Here is a 14,941-nt window from a genome sequence, read left to right on the forward strand (position 1 = left end):
CATGGACCCGCTGCTGACATCTGCCCTGCTGGCCGTCGCGGCCTTTGCCGCCGGTGTGCTCAACGCCATCGCCGGCGGTGGCAGTTTTCTCACTTTTCCCGCCCTGGTGTTCACCGGTGTGCCGCCCATCGTGGCCAATGCCACCAGCGCGCTGGCGGTGAGCCCGGGCTACCTGGGCAGCACCCTGGGTTTTCGCGAGGAACTGCGCGCCCTGCCCGCGCGCCGCCTGAAGCTGGAAATGCTGATTTCGGCCGCTGGTGGCGTGGCCGGCGCCCTGCTGCTGCTGGTCACGCCCAGCCACCTGTTCACCGGCATCGTGCCCTGGCTGCTGCTGTTCGCCACCGCCCTGTTCGCCGCCGGCCCCTGGATCGCCCGCCATGCCGGGGGTGCCACCACGGGCGATGCCCGCTGGCGCCACCCGGCCCTGCTGGCGGTGGCCATCTACGGTGGCTATTTCAACGGCGGCCTGGGCATCCTGCTGATGGCGCTCTACACGGTGGCCGGCGAGACCCGGCTCAACACCGTCAACGCACTCAAGAACCTCAACTCGCTGGTGCTGTCCTGGCTGTCGGTGGCGGCCTTCGTGGCGGCCGGCGCCATCGCCTGGAAAGAAGGCCTGCTGATGATGGTGGCGGCCACCGCTGGCGGCTTTGCCGGCGCCCGCTGGTCCAGGCAGCTGCCCGTGCGCTGGGTGCGCGCGGGGGTCATTGCCATCGGGCTGGCCATGACCGCGGCGTTTTTTGCCCGCGGCTGAGCTCAGCGGCGGGTGGCGGGCCCGCGCAGCAGCCAGTGCAGGCCACCCGCCAGCGCCAGCAAGCCGACCAGGCCCAGCGCCCACACCAGCCACAACAGCGGCACCAACCAGGACAGCAGGCCCGACACCGAGGGCCACAGTTCGGTGAGCCCGGCCAGCCCTTGCGCCAGGGCGGCCTGCAACCCCTGCAGCCACAGGGGATCGATCCACCGCGCCAGCGCCTCGGGCAAGGGCCCCATGACCGCCGCCGTGGCCAGATCGGTCGCCTGACCGCTGGCCACCACCTCGGCCAGCCAGGCGCCCAGTTGGCCGACCACCGCCAGGGCGCCCGTCCACAACAGCGCCAGCAAGGCACACACCGTCCACACAAGGGTCTTCATCTGAGGTCCTTTGTCACAGAAGGGCCGAGCCTATGTGCGAACCGCCACATGTCAAAGCAGAACGAGAAGCAGCCTATTTCAGATAAATTCGAAGCATGAGCCAGGAACTGAACTACAAGCACCTGTACTACTTCTGGGTCACGGCCAAGGAGGGCGGCATGTCGCACGCGGCCGCGCGCCTGGGCATGGCGGTGCAGACGGTGAGCGCCCAGGTGCGGGCGCTGGAGCAGTCGCTGGGCCATGCGCTGTTCAAGCCGGCCGGGCGTGGCCTGGCGCTGACCGACGCCGGTCAGGCCGCGCTGCCGCTGGCCGAGCAGATCTTCCAGCTCGGTGAACAGCTGCACAGCACGGTGCGCGACGCCGCCACGCATACCCGCATGCGGCTGGCGGTGGGCATCTCGGACGGCCTGCCCAAGCTGGCGGTGCGCGACCTGCTCCACCCGGTGCTGGCCGAGCCCAGCCTGCACCTGCTGTGCCACGAGGACGAATTCGAGGACCTGCTGGGCGACCTGGCCTTGCACCGGCTGGACGTGGTGCTGTCCGACCGCGCCGCCCCGCCCAACCCCAACCTGCGCCTGTACAGCCACGCCATGGGCCATTCGCCCCTGGGTTGGTACGCGCCCGCGCAGTGGATCGCGCAGGCACGCCAGGGCTTTCCACACAACCTGGCCAAGCTGCCGGTGCTGCTGCCGACCGACCACGCCGCCGTGCGCCCGCGCATCGACCACTGGTTCGAGCGCCAGGGCGTGACCCCCCATGTGATCGGCGAATTCGAGGACAGCGCGCTGCTGAGCACCTTCGGCGCCTCGGGCATGGGCGTGTTTCCGGCACCCGACCGCATGCGCGACACGCTGGCGCAGCGCTACGGCGTGGAGTGGTTCGCCGACTGCGACGGCGTGCAGGAGCACTTCTTCGCCATCGGCACCGAACGCAAGGTGCAGCACCCGCTGGTCAAGCGCTTGTTGGGCCTGGGCTGAAGAAACAGCCCCCCGGCTCAAGCCCAGACGCTGTCCAGCGCGGCAAGGGCGCTTGCGATCACGGGGTCGCCCGCGCGCGCGGCCAGGCAGACAAAACTCAGGTCGCACTCCAGCGCCACCTGGTCGGCGATGACCAGGCCACGCGCCTGGGCCTCGCGGATGGCGATGGAGTCGCGCACCAGGCTCAGACCGACGCCACTTTTCACCAGGTCCAGCATGGAGGCCTCCTGGTCCACCAGGGCCACGCGGCGCGGTTCGGCGCCGGTCAGCGAGCCGGGCCCGAAGACGCGGCGCAACAGCCGGTGGTGGGCGCTGGCCGCGGGCGTGGCCAGCCAGGGCAAGGCGGCCAGGGCCTTCCAGTCCTTGCCGCGCACCTGCGGGCCCCAGCCGGCGGGGGCCAGCACGCGGTAGGTGAAGCGGGCCAGCGAGCGCAGCTGGTAAGGCGGTCCGGCCGGGTCGTCGGGCAGGTCGAGGAAAAAGCCCACGTCCAGCTCGCCGCGGGCGATCTGCGACAGCACCTGGCCGCTCATGCCCTGGCGCAGTTCGGTGCCGATCTGCGGCGCCGACTCGACCAGGGTCTTGAGGAAGGCGCCGAGGCGGGTGAACTCGGGGTCGAGGATGGTGCCGATGCGCAGGGTGCCGCGCACCGTGTGGTGCAGGGCCGCGGCGGCCTGGCCGAAGTCGCTCAGGGCCGACAAGGCCTTGTCGGCCAAGGGCAGCAGGGCCGCGCCGTCCCGGGTCAGGGCCATGCCCTTGGGCGTGCGGGTGAACAGCAGCAGCCCCGTGACCTCGCCCAGGGCCTTGAGCTGCAGGCTCACGGCCGGCTGGCTCAGGTGCAGGCGCTGGGCGGCGCGCGACACATTGCCCTCGCGCGCCACCGCCACGAAGGCGCGCAGGGTCTGGGGTTCCACCGAAGCGAGCTTGACCGTCTTCATATTTGCCAAGCTTATAGTGATTTTTTGGCGATTTCATTGGATTTTGTGCTTTTGCTAAAGCACACTGGCGGCCATCTTCTGGAGATCAGCACATGAGCATCACAAATATTGAACACTTCATCAACGGCGCTGAACAGTCGGGCGTTTCGGCACGCGCCCAGGACGTGTTCAACCCCGCCACCGGCGCCGTGACCGGCCGCGTTCGCCTGGCCAACGCGGTGGACGTGAACACCGCCGTGGCCGCCGCGCAGGCCGCCTTCCCGGCCTGGGCCGACACGCCGCCCATCCGCCGCGCCCGCGTGATGTTCAAGTTCCTGGAACTGGTCAACCAGCACAAGGACCAGCTGGCCCACATGATCACGGCCGAACACGGCAAGGTCTTCACCGACGCCCAGGGCGAGGTGGCGCGTGGCATCGACATCATCGAGTTCGCCTGTGGCATCCCGCAGTTGCTCAAGGGCGACTTCACCGACCAGGTCTCCACCGGCATGGACAACTGGACGCTGCGCCAGCCGCTGGGCGTGGTGGCCGGCATCACGCCCTTCAATTTCCCCGTCATGGTGCCCATGTGGATGTTCCCGGTGGCCATTGCCGCTGGCAACAGCTTCATCCTCAAGCCCAGCCCCATCGACCCCTCGCCCGCGCTGTTCATGGGCCAACTGCTCAAGCAGGCCGGCCTGCCCGACGGCGTGTTCAACGTGGTGCAGGGCGACAAGGAGGCGGTGGACGCGCTGCTGGTGCACCCGGACGTGAAGGCCGTGAGCTTCGTCGGCTCTACGCCCATCGCCAACTATATCTACGAGACCGGCGCCCACCACGGCAAGCGCGTGCAGGCCCTGGGCGGTGCCAAGAACCACATGGTGGTGATGCCCGACGCCGACCTCGACCAGGCGGTGGACGCGCTGATCGGCGCGGCCTACGGCTCGGCCGGCGAACGCTGCATGGCCATCAGCGTGGCGGTGCTGGTGGGCGACGTGGGCGAGCGCATCATGCCCAAGCTGATCGAGCGCACGCAGGCGCTCAAGGTGCTCAACGGCACCAACCTCGCGGCCGAGATGGGCCCCATCGTGACCGCCGCCGCGCACCAGCGCATCACCGGCTACATCGAAGCGGGCCAGAAGGAAGGCGCGCAGCTGCTGGTGGACGGCCGCGGATTTGACGGCGCGCGGGCCGGCGAAGGCTGCGGCAAGGGTTTCTGGCTCGGCGGCACGCTGTTCGACCATGTGACCACCGACATGAAGATCTACAAGGAAGAGATCTTCGGCCCGGTGCTGAGTTGCGTGCGCGTGCCCGACTTCGCCCAGGCGGTACAGATCATCAACGACCACGAGTTCGGCAACGGCGTGAGCTGTTTCACGCGCGACGGCAACGTGGCGCGCGAGTTCGCCCGCCGCATCCAGGTGGGCATGGTGGGCATCAACGTGCCCATCCCCGTGCCCATGGCCTGGCACGGTTTCGGCGGCTGGAAAAAGAGCCTGTTTGGCGACATGCACGCCTACGGCGAAGAGGGCGTGCGTTTCTACACCAAGCAGAAGAGCATCATGCAGCGCTGGCCGGAGAGCATTGGCAAGGGCGCCGAGTTCGTGATGCCGACGGCGAAATAAGACCCCCACGCTCCGCCGCTGCGCGGGTCGCTGCCCCCCGAGGGGGCGCGGGCCACGCCTTGGGGCGGCCCGGCGGCGGGCCCCTATTCATCTTCGGCCCATGCGGTTCAGGACGCCTCAATGAGTGATGTGACTTTCGACTACGTGGTCATCGGCGGCGGCACGGCGGGCAGCCTGCTGTGCAACCGCCTCAGCGCCGACCGCAGCAAACGGGTGCTGCTGATCGAGGCCGGGCAGAAGGACGATTACCACTGGGTGCACATCCCCGTGGGCTACCTCCACTGCATCGGCAACCCGCGCACCGACTGGCTCTACCAGACCGAGCCCGACGCCGGCCTGAACGGGCGCAGCCTGCGCTACCCGCGTGGCAAGGTGCTGGGCGGCTGCTCCAGCATCAACGGCATGATCTACATGCGCGGCCAGGCGCGCGACTACGACCATTGGGCGCAGCTGACCGGCGACGACGCCTGGCGCTGGGACGCCTGCCTGCCGGACTTCAAAGCGCATGAGCAGCACTACAAGCTCGACGCCGAGCAGGACCCGGCCTTCGCGGCCTTGCACGGCCACAAGAACACCGGCAGCGGCGGCGAATGGCGGGTGGAGAAACAGCGCCTGCGCTGGGACGTGCTGGACGCCTTCGCCCAGGCCGCCCAACAGGCCGGCATCCCGGCCACGGCCGACTTCAACACCGGCAACAACGAAGGCGTGGGCTACTTCGAGGTCAACCAGAAGGCCGGCTGGCGATGGAACACCGCCAAGGCCTTTCTGCGGCCCACCTGCTACGGCCGCGGCAACTTCGAGATGTGGACCGGCGCCCAGGTGGCGCGGCTGCTGCTGGAAACCCAGCCCGACGGCAGCCAGCGTTGCACCGGCGCCCAGGTCTGGGATGGCAAGTCCATGGTCAACGCCCTGGCCAGCTCCGAGGTGCTGCTGTGCGCCGGCAGCATCGGCTCGCCGCAGATCCTGCAGCTCTCGGGCATCGGCCCGGCCGACCTGCTGCGGCGCCACGGCATCACGCCGCTGGTGGACCTGCCCGGCGTCGGCGCCAATCTGCAGGACCACCTGCAGATACGCGCCGTGTTCCAGGTCAAGGGTGTGCAGACCCTCAACACCCTGGCCAACAGCCTGTGGGGCAAGGCCAAGATAGGACTTGAATACGCCTTCAAGCGCAGCGGCCCCATGAGCATGGCACCGAGCCAGCTGGGCGCCTTCACCCGCAGCGATCCGGCCCGGCCCCACCCGAACGTGGAATACCACGTGCAGCCGCTGAGCCTGGACGCCTTCGGTGAGCCGCTGCACCCGTTTCCAGCCTTCACCGCCAGCGTCTGCAACCTCAACCCGAGCAGCCGCGGCACGGTGCACATCAAGAGTGCGCACTTTGGCGATGCGCCGGCCATCGCGCCCAACTACCTGAGCACCGCCGAGGACCGCCAGGTGGCGGCCGACAGCCTGCGCCTCACCCGGCGCATCGTGGGCCAGCCGGCCCTGGCCCAATACCAGCCCCAGGAAATCAAGCCCGGCGTGCAGTTCCAGAGCGACGAAGACCTGGCGCGCCTGGCGGGCGACATCGCCACCACCATCTTCCACCCGGTGGGCACCACCGCCATGGGCCGCGATGGCGACCCCCTGGCCGTGCTCGACAGCCACCTGCGCCTGCGCGACGGCCGCGGAGGGCGCGTTGCCGGCCTGCGCGTGGTCGACGCCGGTGCCATGCCCACCATCACCAGCGGCAACACCAACAGCCCCACCCTGATGATGGCGGAGAAGGCCGCCGGCTGGATCCGGGCGGGCCGATGAACGGAATCCAACCCCTCGGGTAATCCCTATGCCCCGGAACAGTGCGTTCTTTTTACAATTCGCGCACTCGCAGACGGCGTGACTTGAAAAAGTGCACCGTTTCGCCGCGAGGGACCGAGGAGACAACCGAAGTCGAACAAGAATTTCTCAGCGTCCCCAAGAGATGCAACCGATTCAAGCACGCCGGCACCTGCCGGCGTTTTTTTTGCCTGTCCCCCATCACGCGGGCAGGCCAGGGGCCACTGGCATGATGCGCCCCACCGATGCCGCCCATGTCCACCGATCCCCCGACCGACACTCCCTACACCGTGGCGGTGCGCACCCTGTGCGAGTTCACCGCGCGCCAGGGTGACCTGAACACCCGCTTCACCCCCGGCCCCACCGCCAACCAGGGGCAGGAAGGCCACCGCCTGGTGGCCGCGCGCCGCCCGGCGCACCACCTGAGCGAGGTGCCGCTGGAGGGTCGCCACCGCCACCTGTGGGTGCGCGGTCGGGCCGACGGCTTCGACCCCCAGGCCGGCCGGCTGGAGGAGGTCAAGACCCACCGCGGCGACATCGACCGCTTGCCCCCCAACCACCGCCAGCTGCACTGGGCACAGGCCAAAGTCTATGCCTGGCTGCTCTGCCAGCAGCAGGCCCGCGACAGGCTGGAGGTGGCCCTGGTCTATTTCGACCTCGACCGGCAGACCGAAACCGTGCTGGCCGCCACCCACACGGCGTTGGAACTGCAGGCCTTTTTCGAGGCGCTGTGCGAGCGTTTCCTGCACTGGGCCGACCAGGAACGCGGCCACCGCACACGGCGTGACGCCGCGCTGCGCACCCTGGCCTTCCCCTTCGGCGATTTCCGCGCCGGCCAGCGCGAGCTGGCCGAGGCCGTCTACCGCGCCCACACCCACCAGCGCTGCCTGCTGGCGCAGGCCCCCACCGGCATCGGCAAGACCCTGGGCACGCTGTTCCCGGCGCTGCGCGCCCTGCCGGTGGCCGGCACCGACCAGCTTTACGCGCTGAGCGCCAAGACCCCCGGGCGCCAGCTCATGCTCGATGGCCTGGCGCGCCTGGGCGAGCTGCCGCTGCGCACGTTGGAGCTGGTGGCCCGCGACAAGGCCTGCGAACACCCCGACAAGGCCTGCCACGGCGATTCGTGCCCGTTGGCGCGGGGCTTTTACGACCGCCTGCCGGCGGCACGCGCCGCCGCCGTGGCGGCCGGCCGGATGGACCGCGCCCAGGTGCGCGTCACCGCGCTGGCCCACCAGATCTGCCCCTACTACCTGACGCAGGCCCTGGTGCGCTGGAGCGACGTGGTGGTGGGCGACTACAACCACTTCTTCGACCCCCACGCCATGCTGCACGCACTGGTGGCCGGCGATGAACGCAGCGCCGCCCTGCTGGTGGACGAAGCCCACAACCTGGTCGAGCGGGCGCGCGGCATGTACAGCGCGGCGCTGGACTTCGACAGCTTCAGCGCCGTGCGGCGGCAGGCCCCCAAGGGCCTCAAGCGCGCGTTCAACCGCCTGAACAAGGCCTGGGGCGGCCTGCTCAACAGCCACGACCGCCCCTACCAGGTGCTGAACGAGGTGCCGCCCGACTGGATGGGCGCGCTGCAGGGCACGGTGGCGGCCGTGGCCGAGCACCTGGCCGAACAGGCCGCGGCGCCCGACGGCCCGCTCACGCACTGGTACTTCGACGCCCTGCACTTCCAAGGCTTGGCCGAATCCTTCGGCGCCCATTCGCTGCTGGACCTGAGCCACGAGCACCACGGCAGCCTGAACCTGCGCAACGTGGTGCCGGCGCCCTTCCTGCGCGAGCGCTGGCTGGCGGCCCGGGGCGCCACCCTGTTCTCGGCCACGTTGAGCCCGCCGGACTTTGCGCGCGAGCTGCTGGGCCTGCCCGAGAACAGCGCGTGGCGCGACGTCCCCTCGCCCTTTGCCGCCACGCAGCTGCGCGTGGAAGTCGCGCGCGACATTTCCACCCGCTACAGCGACCGCGCCCAGTCGCTGGACCGCCTGGTGGACCGGATCGCCCGCCACTACCTTGAACGCCCCGGCAACTACCTGGCCTTCTTCAGCAGCTTCGACTACCAGCACCAGGCCAGCGAACGCCTGGCCGAACGCCACCCCCACGTGCCCCAGTTTGCACAGGCGCGCGGCATGAGCGAAGCCGAGCGCCAGACCTTCGTCGACCGCTTCACGCCCGACAGCCAGGGCGTCGGTTTTGCCGTGCTGGGCGGCGCCTTCGGCGAAGGCATCGACCTGCCCGGCGCCCGCCTGATCGGCGCCTTCATCGCCACCCTGGGCCTGCCCCAGGTCAACCCGGTCAACGAACAGATGCGCGCCCGCCTGCAGGCGCTGCTGGGCGACGGCTGGCGTTACACCTACCTCTACCCCGGCCTGCAGAAAGTGGCCCAGGCCGCCGGACGGGTGATACGCACGCCCGAGGACCGGGGGCTGATCGTGCTGATGGACGATCGGTTCGGGCAGGCGGAGGTGCGGGCCTTGCTGCCTGGCTGGTGGCCGGCGGCACGTCGAAGCCATCCGGCCCCGTAGCCCACGGCCCCGCGCCACCCCACAAGGTCAGCGGTTGCACATCGGGCAAAACGCCGGATCGGCCTTGCCTTTGACCTTGCGGTGGTCGATGTGCTGGCAGGCCTGGCACTGCCAGGCGGGGCCGGACGAGACCGAGGTGGGGAATCCGCAGGCCGCGCACGGAAGGCCGGGGCGTGGCAGGGGCTCGCCAAAGCCAGGCGCCCCGCACTGGGCGCAGGCGGTGCGCAGGCGGTTGGCCAGGCGCATGGCCAGGCGGCGGATGTGGCGCAGGCGGGTGGGGTTGAGGTGGGCGCGCAGCTCGGAGCGCAACTCGGCCACCGGGTGTTCGCGCAGCACGCTGGCCACCGCCTCGGCGATCTGCTCGCGGGTGGTCAACGCCTTGAAGAACACGCCGGGCGCGCCAGGCAGGCCCACCATCACCGCGTGTTCGGGCAGCCGGTAGGGCGCCATGGCCTGGTGCAACTCGTCCACGTGCGAGACCCGGCGTTCGTGGTTCTCCATGGTGGTCGTCATGCTCTGCACGGTGCACTCGAAACCTGTGTCCAGATCGGCGAACTTGAGCCACTCCAGGTTGACCATCTGCAGCGGCACGGTGGGATGCGGGCGGAAGCTGCCCTCGGAGGCCATGAACAGGCGGCCCTCGGGCACCATCTCCTTGGCGGCGGCGATCTTGGTGGCCAGGGCGAACAGGGGCCCATTGGGTCGGTCCACCGCGCCGCAGAAGGTGCCCAGCTTGTCGGTGTCGACCGGGACTTCCCGCACCTCGGTGATGCCCAGCGCGGGCGCCAGCACCCGTGTCAGCGTGGGGCCCTTGCCGTGCAGCGTGGGCAGGTAGATGGTCTGGCCAACCCAGGGGCTGGCGATGCGCGGACCGAGTGCGCTCATCAGGCGAGGGTGTCGAGCAGCGAGCCCGTCAGCTCACGAGCGGTCTTGAGCACCTGCAGGTTGGCCTTGAATTCGTAGGCGGCCAGCTTTTGATCCACCACGTCGCGCACCAGATCGCTGCCCGGCGTGGACGCCTTTTGCACCGACACGTCCACACCGCCTTCGGCACGCGCCTGCGCGCTCACCTCGTCACGCCTGAAATCGGGCGTGTTCAGGTTGGCGATGTTGTTGGCCGAACTGTTCAGGCGCGCCTGCGCCGCGTTCAGTCCGGACAAGGCCGTGGAAGACAACACATTCATGGAATCACCTTGCTGTGAATTCGGCAGTTTACGCCCGGTGCTGAAGTGCCGCCCGTCGTGCCGACAGGCCCGCCGGCCCGGTGCGTGGACATGCGCTTGGATTATGTAGAAAACAGTCACAGATAAATCGCATTTTGTGTTGTTAATTGATTCACATGTATCGAATACAGTTCGAGCATGGAAAATCCCCGCGCGGTCCTGTTCGACGCCTACGGCACGCTGTTCGACGTGTACAGCGTGGCGCTGCTGGCCGAGCAGCTGTTCCCTGGCCAGGGGCAGCCGATCGCGGTGTTGTGGCGCGACAAGCAGATCGAGTACACACGGCTGGTGACCACCAGCGACCACGGCGCGCACTACCAGCCCTTCTGGGCCCTGACCCGCCAAGCGCTGGGTTTTGCCATCAAGGCCCTGGTGCCGGTGGCGCGCACCGATTGGCCGGCCTTCGAGGGCCGCGCCACGCAGCTGCTGAACCAGTACCGCCACCTCTCGGCCTACCCCGAGAACCGCGAGGTGCTGCAAGCCCTGCGCGCGCGCGGCGTGGCCACCGGCATCCTGAGCAACGGCGACCCCGAGATGCTGGGCATCGCAGTGCGCAGCGCCGGGCTGGACGGCCTGCTGGACCACGTGATCAGCGTCGACCCCATCCGCAAATACAAGACCCACCCCGAGGCCTACGCGCTCGGTGAACAGGGCACCGGCCTGCCACGCTCGCAGATCCTGTTCGTCAGCAGCAACGGCTGGGACGCGCTGGCCGCCACCTGGTACGGTTTTCGCACCCTGTGGGTGAACCGGCAGAATCTGCCCTTTGAAGAACTGGGCACCCAGCCCACGCGCACCGGCAGCAACCTGCGCGAGGTGCTGGCCTTTTTCCCCTGATAACGACTTTTCTTTCTTGATTCAACGGAGTCTTCATGACCGCTCGCACCCCAGTCCACCGCCTGCAAGTCGCCACCGAACTGCACCAGTTCATCGAAACCGAGGTCTTGCCGGGCACCGGCGTGGACAGCGCCGCCTTCTGGAAAGGCTTTGACGGCATCGTCGCCGACCTGGCGCCCAAGAACATCGCCCTGCTGGCCGAACGCGACCGCCTGCAGACCGAGCTGGACACCTGGCACACGGCCCACCCCGGCCCGATCCAGGACATGGCCGCCTACCGCGCCTTCCTGGAGCAGATCGGCTACCTGGTGCCGGTGCCCAAGAAGGTGAAGGCCACCACCAAGAACGTCGACGACGAGCTGGCGACGCAGGCCGGCCCGCAGCTGGTGGTGCCCATCCTGAACGCCCGCTACGCCCTCAACGCCGCCAACGCGCGCTGGGGCAGCCTGTACGACGCGCTGTACGGCACCGACGTCATCAGCGAGGACAAGGGCGGCGAGAAAGTGGGCAAGAAGGGCGGCTACAACCCCAAGCGCGGCGCCAAGGTCATTGAATACGCACGCCACGTGCTGGACCGCACCGCGCCGCTGAAAAAGGGTTCGCACGTGGGCTCCACCGGCTACAAGGTCAACAAGGACGGTGAACTGGTGGTGGGCCTGGCCGAGGGCGGCACGTCCAAGCTGGCCGACAAGTCGCAGTTCATCGGCTTCCAGGGCGAGGCCAAGGCGCCGAGCGCCGTGCTGCTCAAGCACAACGGACTGCACCTGGAAATCCAGATCAACCGCGCCACCGCCATCGGCAAGAGCGACGCCGCCGGCGTGAGCGACCTGGTGGTCGAGGCCGCGCTGTCCACCATCCTGGACCTGGAAGACTCGGTCGCCGCCGTGGACGCCGAGGACAAGGTGTTGGGCTACCGCAACTGGCTGGGCATCCTGCAGGCCACGCTGACCGAAACCATCACCAAGGGCGACAAGACGTTCACCCGCGGCCTCAACCCCGACCGCGAGTACACCGGCGCCAACGGCAAAACCGTGCGCCTGCACGGCCGCTCGCTGATGTTCGTGCGCAACGTCGGCCACCTGATGACCAACCCGGCCATCCTCTACACCGCCGCCGACGGCTCGGTGAAGGAAATCCCCGAGGGCATCATGGACGCGGTGGTCACCACCACCATCGCCCTGCACGACCTCAAGCGCAGCAAGAAGGACGCCATCCGCAACTCGCGCAAGGGCTCGGTCTACATCGTCAAGCCCAAGATGCACGGCCCGGCCGAAGTGGGTTTTGCCGCCGAGCTGTTCGGCCGAGTGGAACAGCTGCTGGGCCTGGCCGACAGCACGGTCAAGCTGGGCATCATGGACGAGGAGCGCCGCACCTCGGTCAACCTCAAGGCCTGCATCGCTGCCGCCGGCAGCCGCGTGGCCTTCATCAACACCGGCTTCCTCGACCGCACCGGCGACGAGATGCACACCGCCATGCTGGCCGGCCCCATGATGCGCAAGGGCGACATGAAGTCCAGCGCCTGGATCCAGGCCTACGAGAAGAACAACGTGCTGGTCGGCCTGAGCTGTGGCCTGCGCGGCAAGGCCCAGATCGGCAAGGGCATGTGGGCCATGCCCGACCTGATGAAAGCCATGCTGGAGCAGAAGATCGGCCACCCCAAGGCCGGCGCCAACACCGCCTGGGTGCCCAGCCCCACCGGCGCCACCCTGCACGCCCTGCACTACCACCAGGTGCTGGTCTCCGACATCCAGAAAGAGATGGAAAAGACCAACGCCGACAAGCAACGCGACGCGCTGCTGACCGGCCTGCTGACCGTGCCGGTGGTGGCCAACCCGAGCTGGACCGAGGCCGAGAAGCAGGCCGAGCTCGACAACAACGCCCAGGGCATCCTGGGCTACGTGGTGCGCTGGGTCGACCAGGGCGTGGGCTGCTCCAAGGTGCCCGACATCAACGACATCGGCCTGATGGAAGACCGCGCCACCCTTCGCATCAGCAGCCAGCACATGGCCAACTGGCTGCACCACGGCATCGTCACCGAAGCCCAGGTGAAGGAAACCTTCGAGCGCATGGCCGCCAAGGTGGACAAGCAGAACGCGGGCGACCCGCTGTACCAGAACATGGCCGGCAACTTCGGCAAGAGCCGCGCCTACCAGGCCGCCTGCGACCTGGTCTTCAAGGGCAAGGCACAGCCCAGCGGCTACACCGAGCCGCTGCTGCACGCCTGGCGCCTGAAGGTGAAGGCCGCGGCCTGAGCCAGGGCAGACACCCCGATGGGAAGCGGCGCCTGCGGGCGCCGTTTTTCATGGACCGACGCTGCCTATCATTGCCGCCATGTCCCACCCGACCGACTGGCTCGCCGAGCCCGACCTGCCCCGACTGGACCTGCCCGCACCGCTGCACGACTGGATGCGCGAGCGCGGCTCGCTGACCCAGCGCCTGCGCGCGCACTGGGGTGACGTGGCGGTGCTGCCGCTGCAGGAAGACACCGTTGTGCCGCTGGCGCACGAGGCGCGGCGGCTCGGGCTGCCCGACGCCACGCCGGCTTGGCTGCGCAGCATCGTGCTGGTGTGCCGGGGGCGGCCCCGCGTCTATGCGCGCACCGTCATCCCCGACTGGGACCCACACAACCCCTGGGCCGAGGTGCAGCGCCTGGGCCGCCAGCCGCTGGGCGAGCTGCTGTTCCGACTGCCGGGCCTGCAGCGCAGCCCCTTTGAATGGCAGTGTGGCCTGGACTGGCCCCACGCCTCGCAATGGCCCGACGCAATGGACCCGACCGCCGCCCGGCGCTGCGTGTTCGTGCGCGAGCAGGCGCCACTGCTGCTGACCGAGGTCTTCCTCGACCCCCACACGTCACCATGACACTCGACTACCTGATCTTCGACGCCAGCGACGATGGCGAGGGCACCGGCACCTGGGAAGCCATGGCCAGCGTGCGTGCCACGCAGCTGCCGCGGGTGATGGCCGAGGTGCAGGCCGTGCTGGACTGGGCCACGGCCCACCGCCCCGGCCCGCGTGGCCCGCTGGACGAGGGTGGCCTGTGGGACGCCGACCAGCATGTGTTGCCCGATGGCGAGTGGACCGTGGTCACGCTGACCCTCACCGGGCCCTGGGCCTGGGGCGAGGCCGTGATGGCGCATTTCGGCGCGACACCCTGACAACGCGCACCGGCGCGCTCGGTGGGACAATCGCGGCGTGACCACACCCGCCCGCCCCGACCCGTCCCGCTGCCCCCTCTGCGGCCAGGCCAACCGCTGCGCGATGGAGATCGAGCGCGAAACCGGCGTGCCGCAAGGGCCCTGCTGGTGTGTGTCGGCCGGGTTCACGCCCGAGCTGCTGGCACGTGTGCCCACGGAAGCGCGCGGCATGGCCTGCATCTGCGCGCGCTGCGCGGTGGAGGCGGCCCGCCCGGCCGCCTGACCGGCCCCTGCCCTACATCACCCGCGACAGCGCGAACATCACCGTCGACCCGAGGCCGGTGTGGACCTCGTCGCGCGCGATGCGCGTGGTGGCGGCCTCCAGCGCTGGCGGCAAGGCATGGGGCGAGCGTTCGGCGGACGTGATCTCGACGAACAGCATGCTGGCTTGTTGCGACAGCAGCTCGGCCTGCAGCAGGTGCAATGCGTCGGCGTTGTGGGCGGTATCGATCACCAGCAGCTGGGCCACGTGGCCACGCAAGGCCTCGCGCGCCTGGGCCGCGTCCACCGCGCCATCAACGGTGATGCCCAGGCGCTTGAGCGCGGACACCGCCTCCATGCGCAGGGTGGCATCGCCCGACACCACCACCACATAGGCGCCCGACACCGACTTGAACACCGAGTCGACGGCGGCGGGCTCGGGGGGGGGGGGGGGCGGGGGGGCGCCCGCCCGGGGCGGCCCCCGCCCCGCCGCGGG

15 protein-coding genes are annotated in these 14,941 nt (G+C 69.3%); 10 read left to right on the forward strand and 5 right to left on the reverse strand.

Annotated features, from left to right (window positions below; genetic code table 11):
- Position 1: 1 nt before the first annotated feature.
- Positions 2-754 carry a sulfite exporter TauE/SafE family protein gene (locus tag AAHB17_RS19470; RefSeq protein ID WP_446719623.1) on the forward strand — a complete coding sequence of 251 codons (753 nt, stop codon included), beginning with the start codon at positions 2-4 and terminating at the stop codon, positions 752-754.
- 2 nt (positions 755-756) lie between these two features.
- Here AAHB17_RS19470 and AAHB17_RS19475 read toward each other — a convergent pair whose 3' ends face one another.
- Complete coding sequence (locus AAHB17_RS19475) at positions 757-1,134, reverse strand: hypothetical protein (protein WP_342132482.1); 378 nt, start codon at positions 1,132-1,134, stop codon at positions 757-759.
- 95 nt (positions 1,135-1,229) lie between these two features.
- Between AAHB17_RS19475 and AAHB17_RS19480 the strand changes: the two genes are divergently transcribed.
- Entirely contained in the window at positions 1,230-2,111 is an 882-nt protein-coding gene (locus tag AAHB17_RS19480; protein ID WP_342132485.1) for a LysR family transcriptional regulator, read from the forward strand.
- A gap of 17 nt (positions 2,112-2,128) precedes the next feature.
- Here AAHB17_RS19480 and AAHB17_RS19485 read toward each other — a convergent pair whose 3' ends face one another.
- The gene (locus tag AAHB17_RS19485; RefSeq protein WP_342132513.1) at positions 2,129-3,022 is read right to left on the reverse strand and encodes a LysR family transcriptional regulator; all 894 of its coding nucleotides are present in this window, start codon (positions 3,020-3,022) and stop codon (positions 2,129-2,131) included.
- A gap of 116 nt (positions 3,023-3,138) precedes the next feature.
- Between AAHB17_RS19485 and AAHB17_RS19490 the strand changes: the two genes are divergently transcribed.
- The 3 genes from AAHB17_RS19490 (at position 3,139) to AAHB17_RS19500 (ending at position 8,990) form a co-directional block, all read left to right on the forward strand.
- Positions 3,139-4,650 carry a CoA-acylating methylmalonate-semialdehyde dehydrogenase gene (locus AAHB17_RS19490; protein ID WP_342132487.1) on the forward strand — a complete coding sequence of 504 codons (1,512 nt, stop codon included), beginning with the start codon at positions 3,139-3,141 and terminating at the stop codon, positions 4,648-4,650.
- Between the two features lie 120 nt (positions 4,651-4,770).
- Positions 4,771-6,447, forward strand: a complete 1,677-nt coding sequence (locus AAHB17_RS19495; protein ID WP_342132489.1) for a GMC family oxidoreductase — start codon at positions 4,771-4,773, stop codon at positions 6,445-6,447.
- A 272-nt stretch (positions 6,448-6,719) separates the two neighbouring features.
- A complete protein-coding gene (locus AAHB17_RS19500; protein ID WP_342132491.1) occupies positions 6,720-8,990 on the forward strand; it encodes an ATP-dependent DNA helicase in 2,271 nt (756 codons plus the stop codon).
- Between the two features lie 27 nt (positions 8,991-9,017).
- Here the strand turns inward: AAHB17_RS19500 and AAHB17_RS19505 are convergent, their stop codons facing one another.
- Together AAHB17_RS19505 and AAHB17_RS19510 are read right to left on the reverse strand one after the other, a co-directional pair.
- The gene (locus tag AAHB17_RS19505; protein WP_342132493.1) at positions 9,018-9,875 is read right to left on the reverse strand and encodes a DUF6671 family protein; all 858 of its coding nucleotides are present in this window, start codon (positions 9,873-9,875) and stop codon (positions 9,018-9,020) included.
- A complete protein-coding gene (locus AAHB17_RS19510) occupies positions 9,875-10,174 on the reverse strand; it encodes a flagellar basal body protein (protein WP_342132494.1) in 300 nt (99 codons plus the stop codon). The genes AAHB17_RS19505 and AAHB17_RS19510 overlap by 1 nt, the downstream gene beginning before the upstream one ends.
- 177 nt (positions 10,175-10,351) lie before the next feature.
- Between AAHB17_RS19510 and AAHB17_RS19515 the strand changes: the two genes are divergently transcribed.
- The 5 genes from AAHB17_RS19515 to AAHB17_RS19535 all read left to right on the forward strand — a co-directional run bounded on the left by AAHB17_RS19515 (position 10,352) and on the right by AAHB17_RS19535 (position 14,467).
- Entirely contained in the window at positions 10,352-11,050 is a 699-nt protein-coding gene (locus AAHB17_RS19515) for a haloacid dehalogenase type II (protein WP_342132496.1), read from the forward strand.
- 35 nt (positions 11,051-11,085) lie between these two features.
- A complete protein-coding gene (locus AAHB17_RS19520; protein WP_342132498.1) occupies positions 11,086-13,302 on the forward strand; it encodes a malate synthase G in 2,217 nt (738 codons plus the stop codon).
- 79 nt (positions 13,303-13,381) lie between these two features.
- A complete protein-coding gene (locus AAHB17_RS19525) occupies positions 13,382-13,909 on the forward strand; it encodes a chorismate--pyruvate lyase family protein (RefSeq protein WP_342132500.1) in 528 nt (175 codons plus the stop codon).
- Complete coding sequence (locus tag AAHB17_RS19530; protein WP_342132502.1) at positions 13,906-14,205, forward strand: hypothetical protein; 300 nt, start codon at positions 13,906-13,908, stop codon at positions 14,203-14,205. Before AAHB17_RS19525 ends, AAHB17_RS19530 begins: the two co-directional genes overlap by 4 nt.
- A gap of 37 nt (positions 14,206-14,242) precedes the next feature.
- On the forward strand, positions 14,243-14,467 hold the full coding sequence (locus tag AAHB17_RS19535) for a cysteine-rich CWC family protein (RefSeq protein WP_342132505.1): 225 nt from the start codon (positions 14,243-14,245) through the stop codon (positions 14,465-14,467).
- Between the two features lie 12 nt (positions 14,468-14,479).
- Here the strand turns inward: AAHB17_RS19535 and AAHB17_RS19540 are convergent.
- Positions 14,480-14,941, reverse strand: a 462-nt coding sequence (locus AAHB17_RS19540; protein ID WP_342132507.1) for a hypothetical protein, incomplete at its 5' end; no start/stop codon positions are given.

Source organism: Hydrogenophaga sp. OTU3427, assembly GCF_038440225.1.
Taxonomy (GTDB): Bacteria; Pseudomonadota; Gammaproteobacteria; order Burkholderiales; family Burkholderiaceae_C; genus Hydrogenophaga.

Coding starts and splice junctions, on each gene's coding strand:
- AAHB17_RS19470 (WP_446719623.1), top strand. CDS start 2: ATGGACCCGCTGCTGACATCTGCCCTGCTGGCCGTCGCGGCCTTTGCC.
- AAHB17_RS19475 (WP_342132482.1), bottom strand. CDS start 1,134: ATGAAGACCCTTGTGTGGACGGTGTGTGCCTTGCTGGCGCTGTTGTGG.
- AAHB17_RS19480 (WP_342132485.1), top strand. CDS start 1,230: ATGAGCCAGGAACTGAACTACAAGCACCTGTACTACTTCTGGGTCACG.
- AAHB17_RS19490 (WP_342132487.1), top strand. CDS start 3,139: ATGAGCATCACAAATATTGAACACTTCATCAACGGCGCTGAACAGTCG.
- AAHB17_RS19495 (WP_342132489.1), top strand. CDS start 4,771: ATGAGTGATGTGACTTTCGACTACGTGGTCATCGGCGGCGGCACGGCG.
- AAHB17_RS19500 (WP_342132491.1), top strand. CDS start 6,720: ATGTCCACCGATCCCCCGACCGACACTCCCTACACCGTGGCGGTGCGC.
- AAHB17_RS19505 (WP_342132493.1), bottom strand. CDS start 9,875: ATGAGCGCACTCGGTCCGCGCATCGCCAGCCCCTGGGTTGGCCAGACC.
- AAHB17_RS19510 (WP_342132494.1), bottom strand. CDS start 10,174: ATGAATGTGTTGTCTTCCACGGCCTTGTCCGGACTGAACGCGGCGCAG.
- AAHB17_RS19515 (WP_342132496.1), top strand. CDS start 10,352: ATGGAAAATCCCCGCGCGGTCCTGTTCGACGCCTACGGCACGCTGTTC.
- AAHB17_RS19520 (WP_342132498.1), top strand. CDS start 11,086: ATGACCGCTCGCACCCCAGTCCACCGCCTGCAAGTCGCCACCGAACTG.
- AAHB17_RS19525 (WP_342132500.1), top strand. CDS start 13,382: ATGTCCCACCCGACCGACTGGCTCGCCGAGCCCGACCTGCCCCGACTG.
- AAHB17_RS19530 (WP_342132502.1), top strand. CDS start 13,906: ATGACACTCGACTACCTGATCTTCGACGCCAGCGACGATGGCGAGGGC.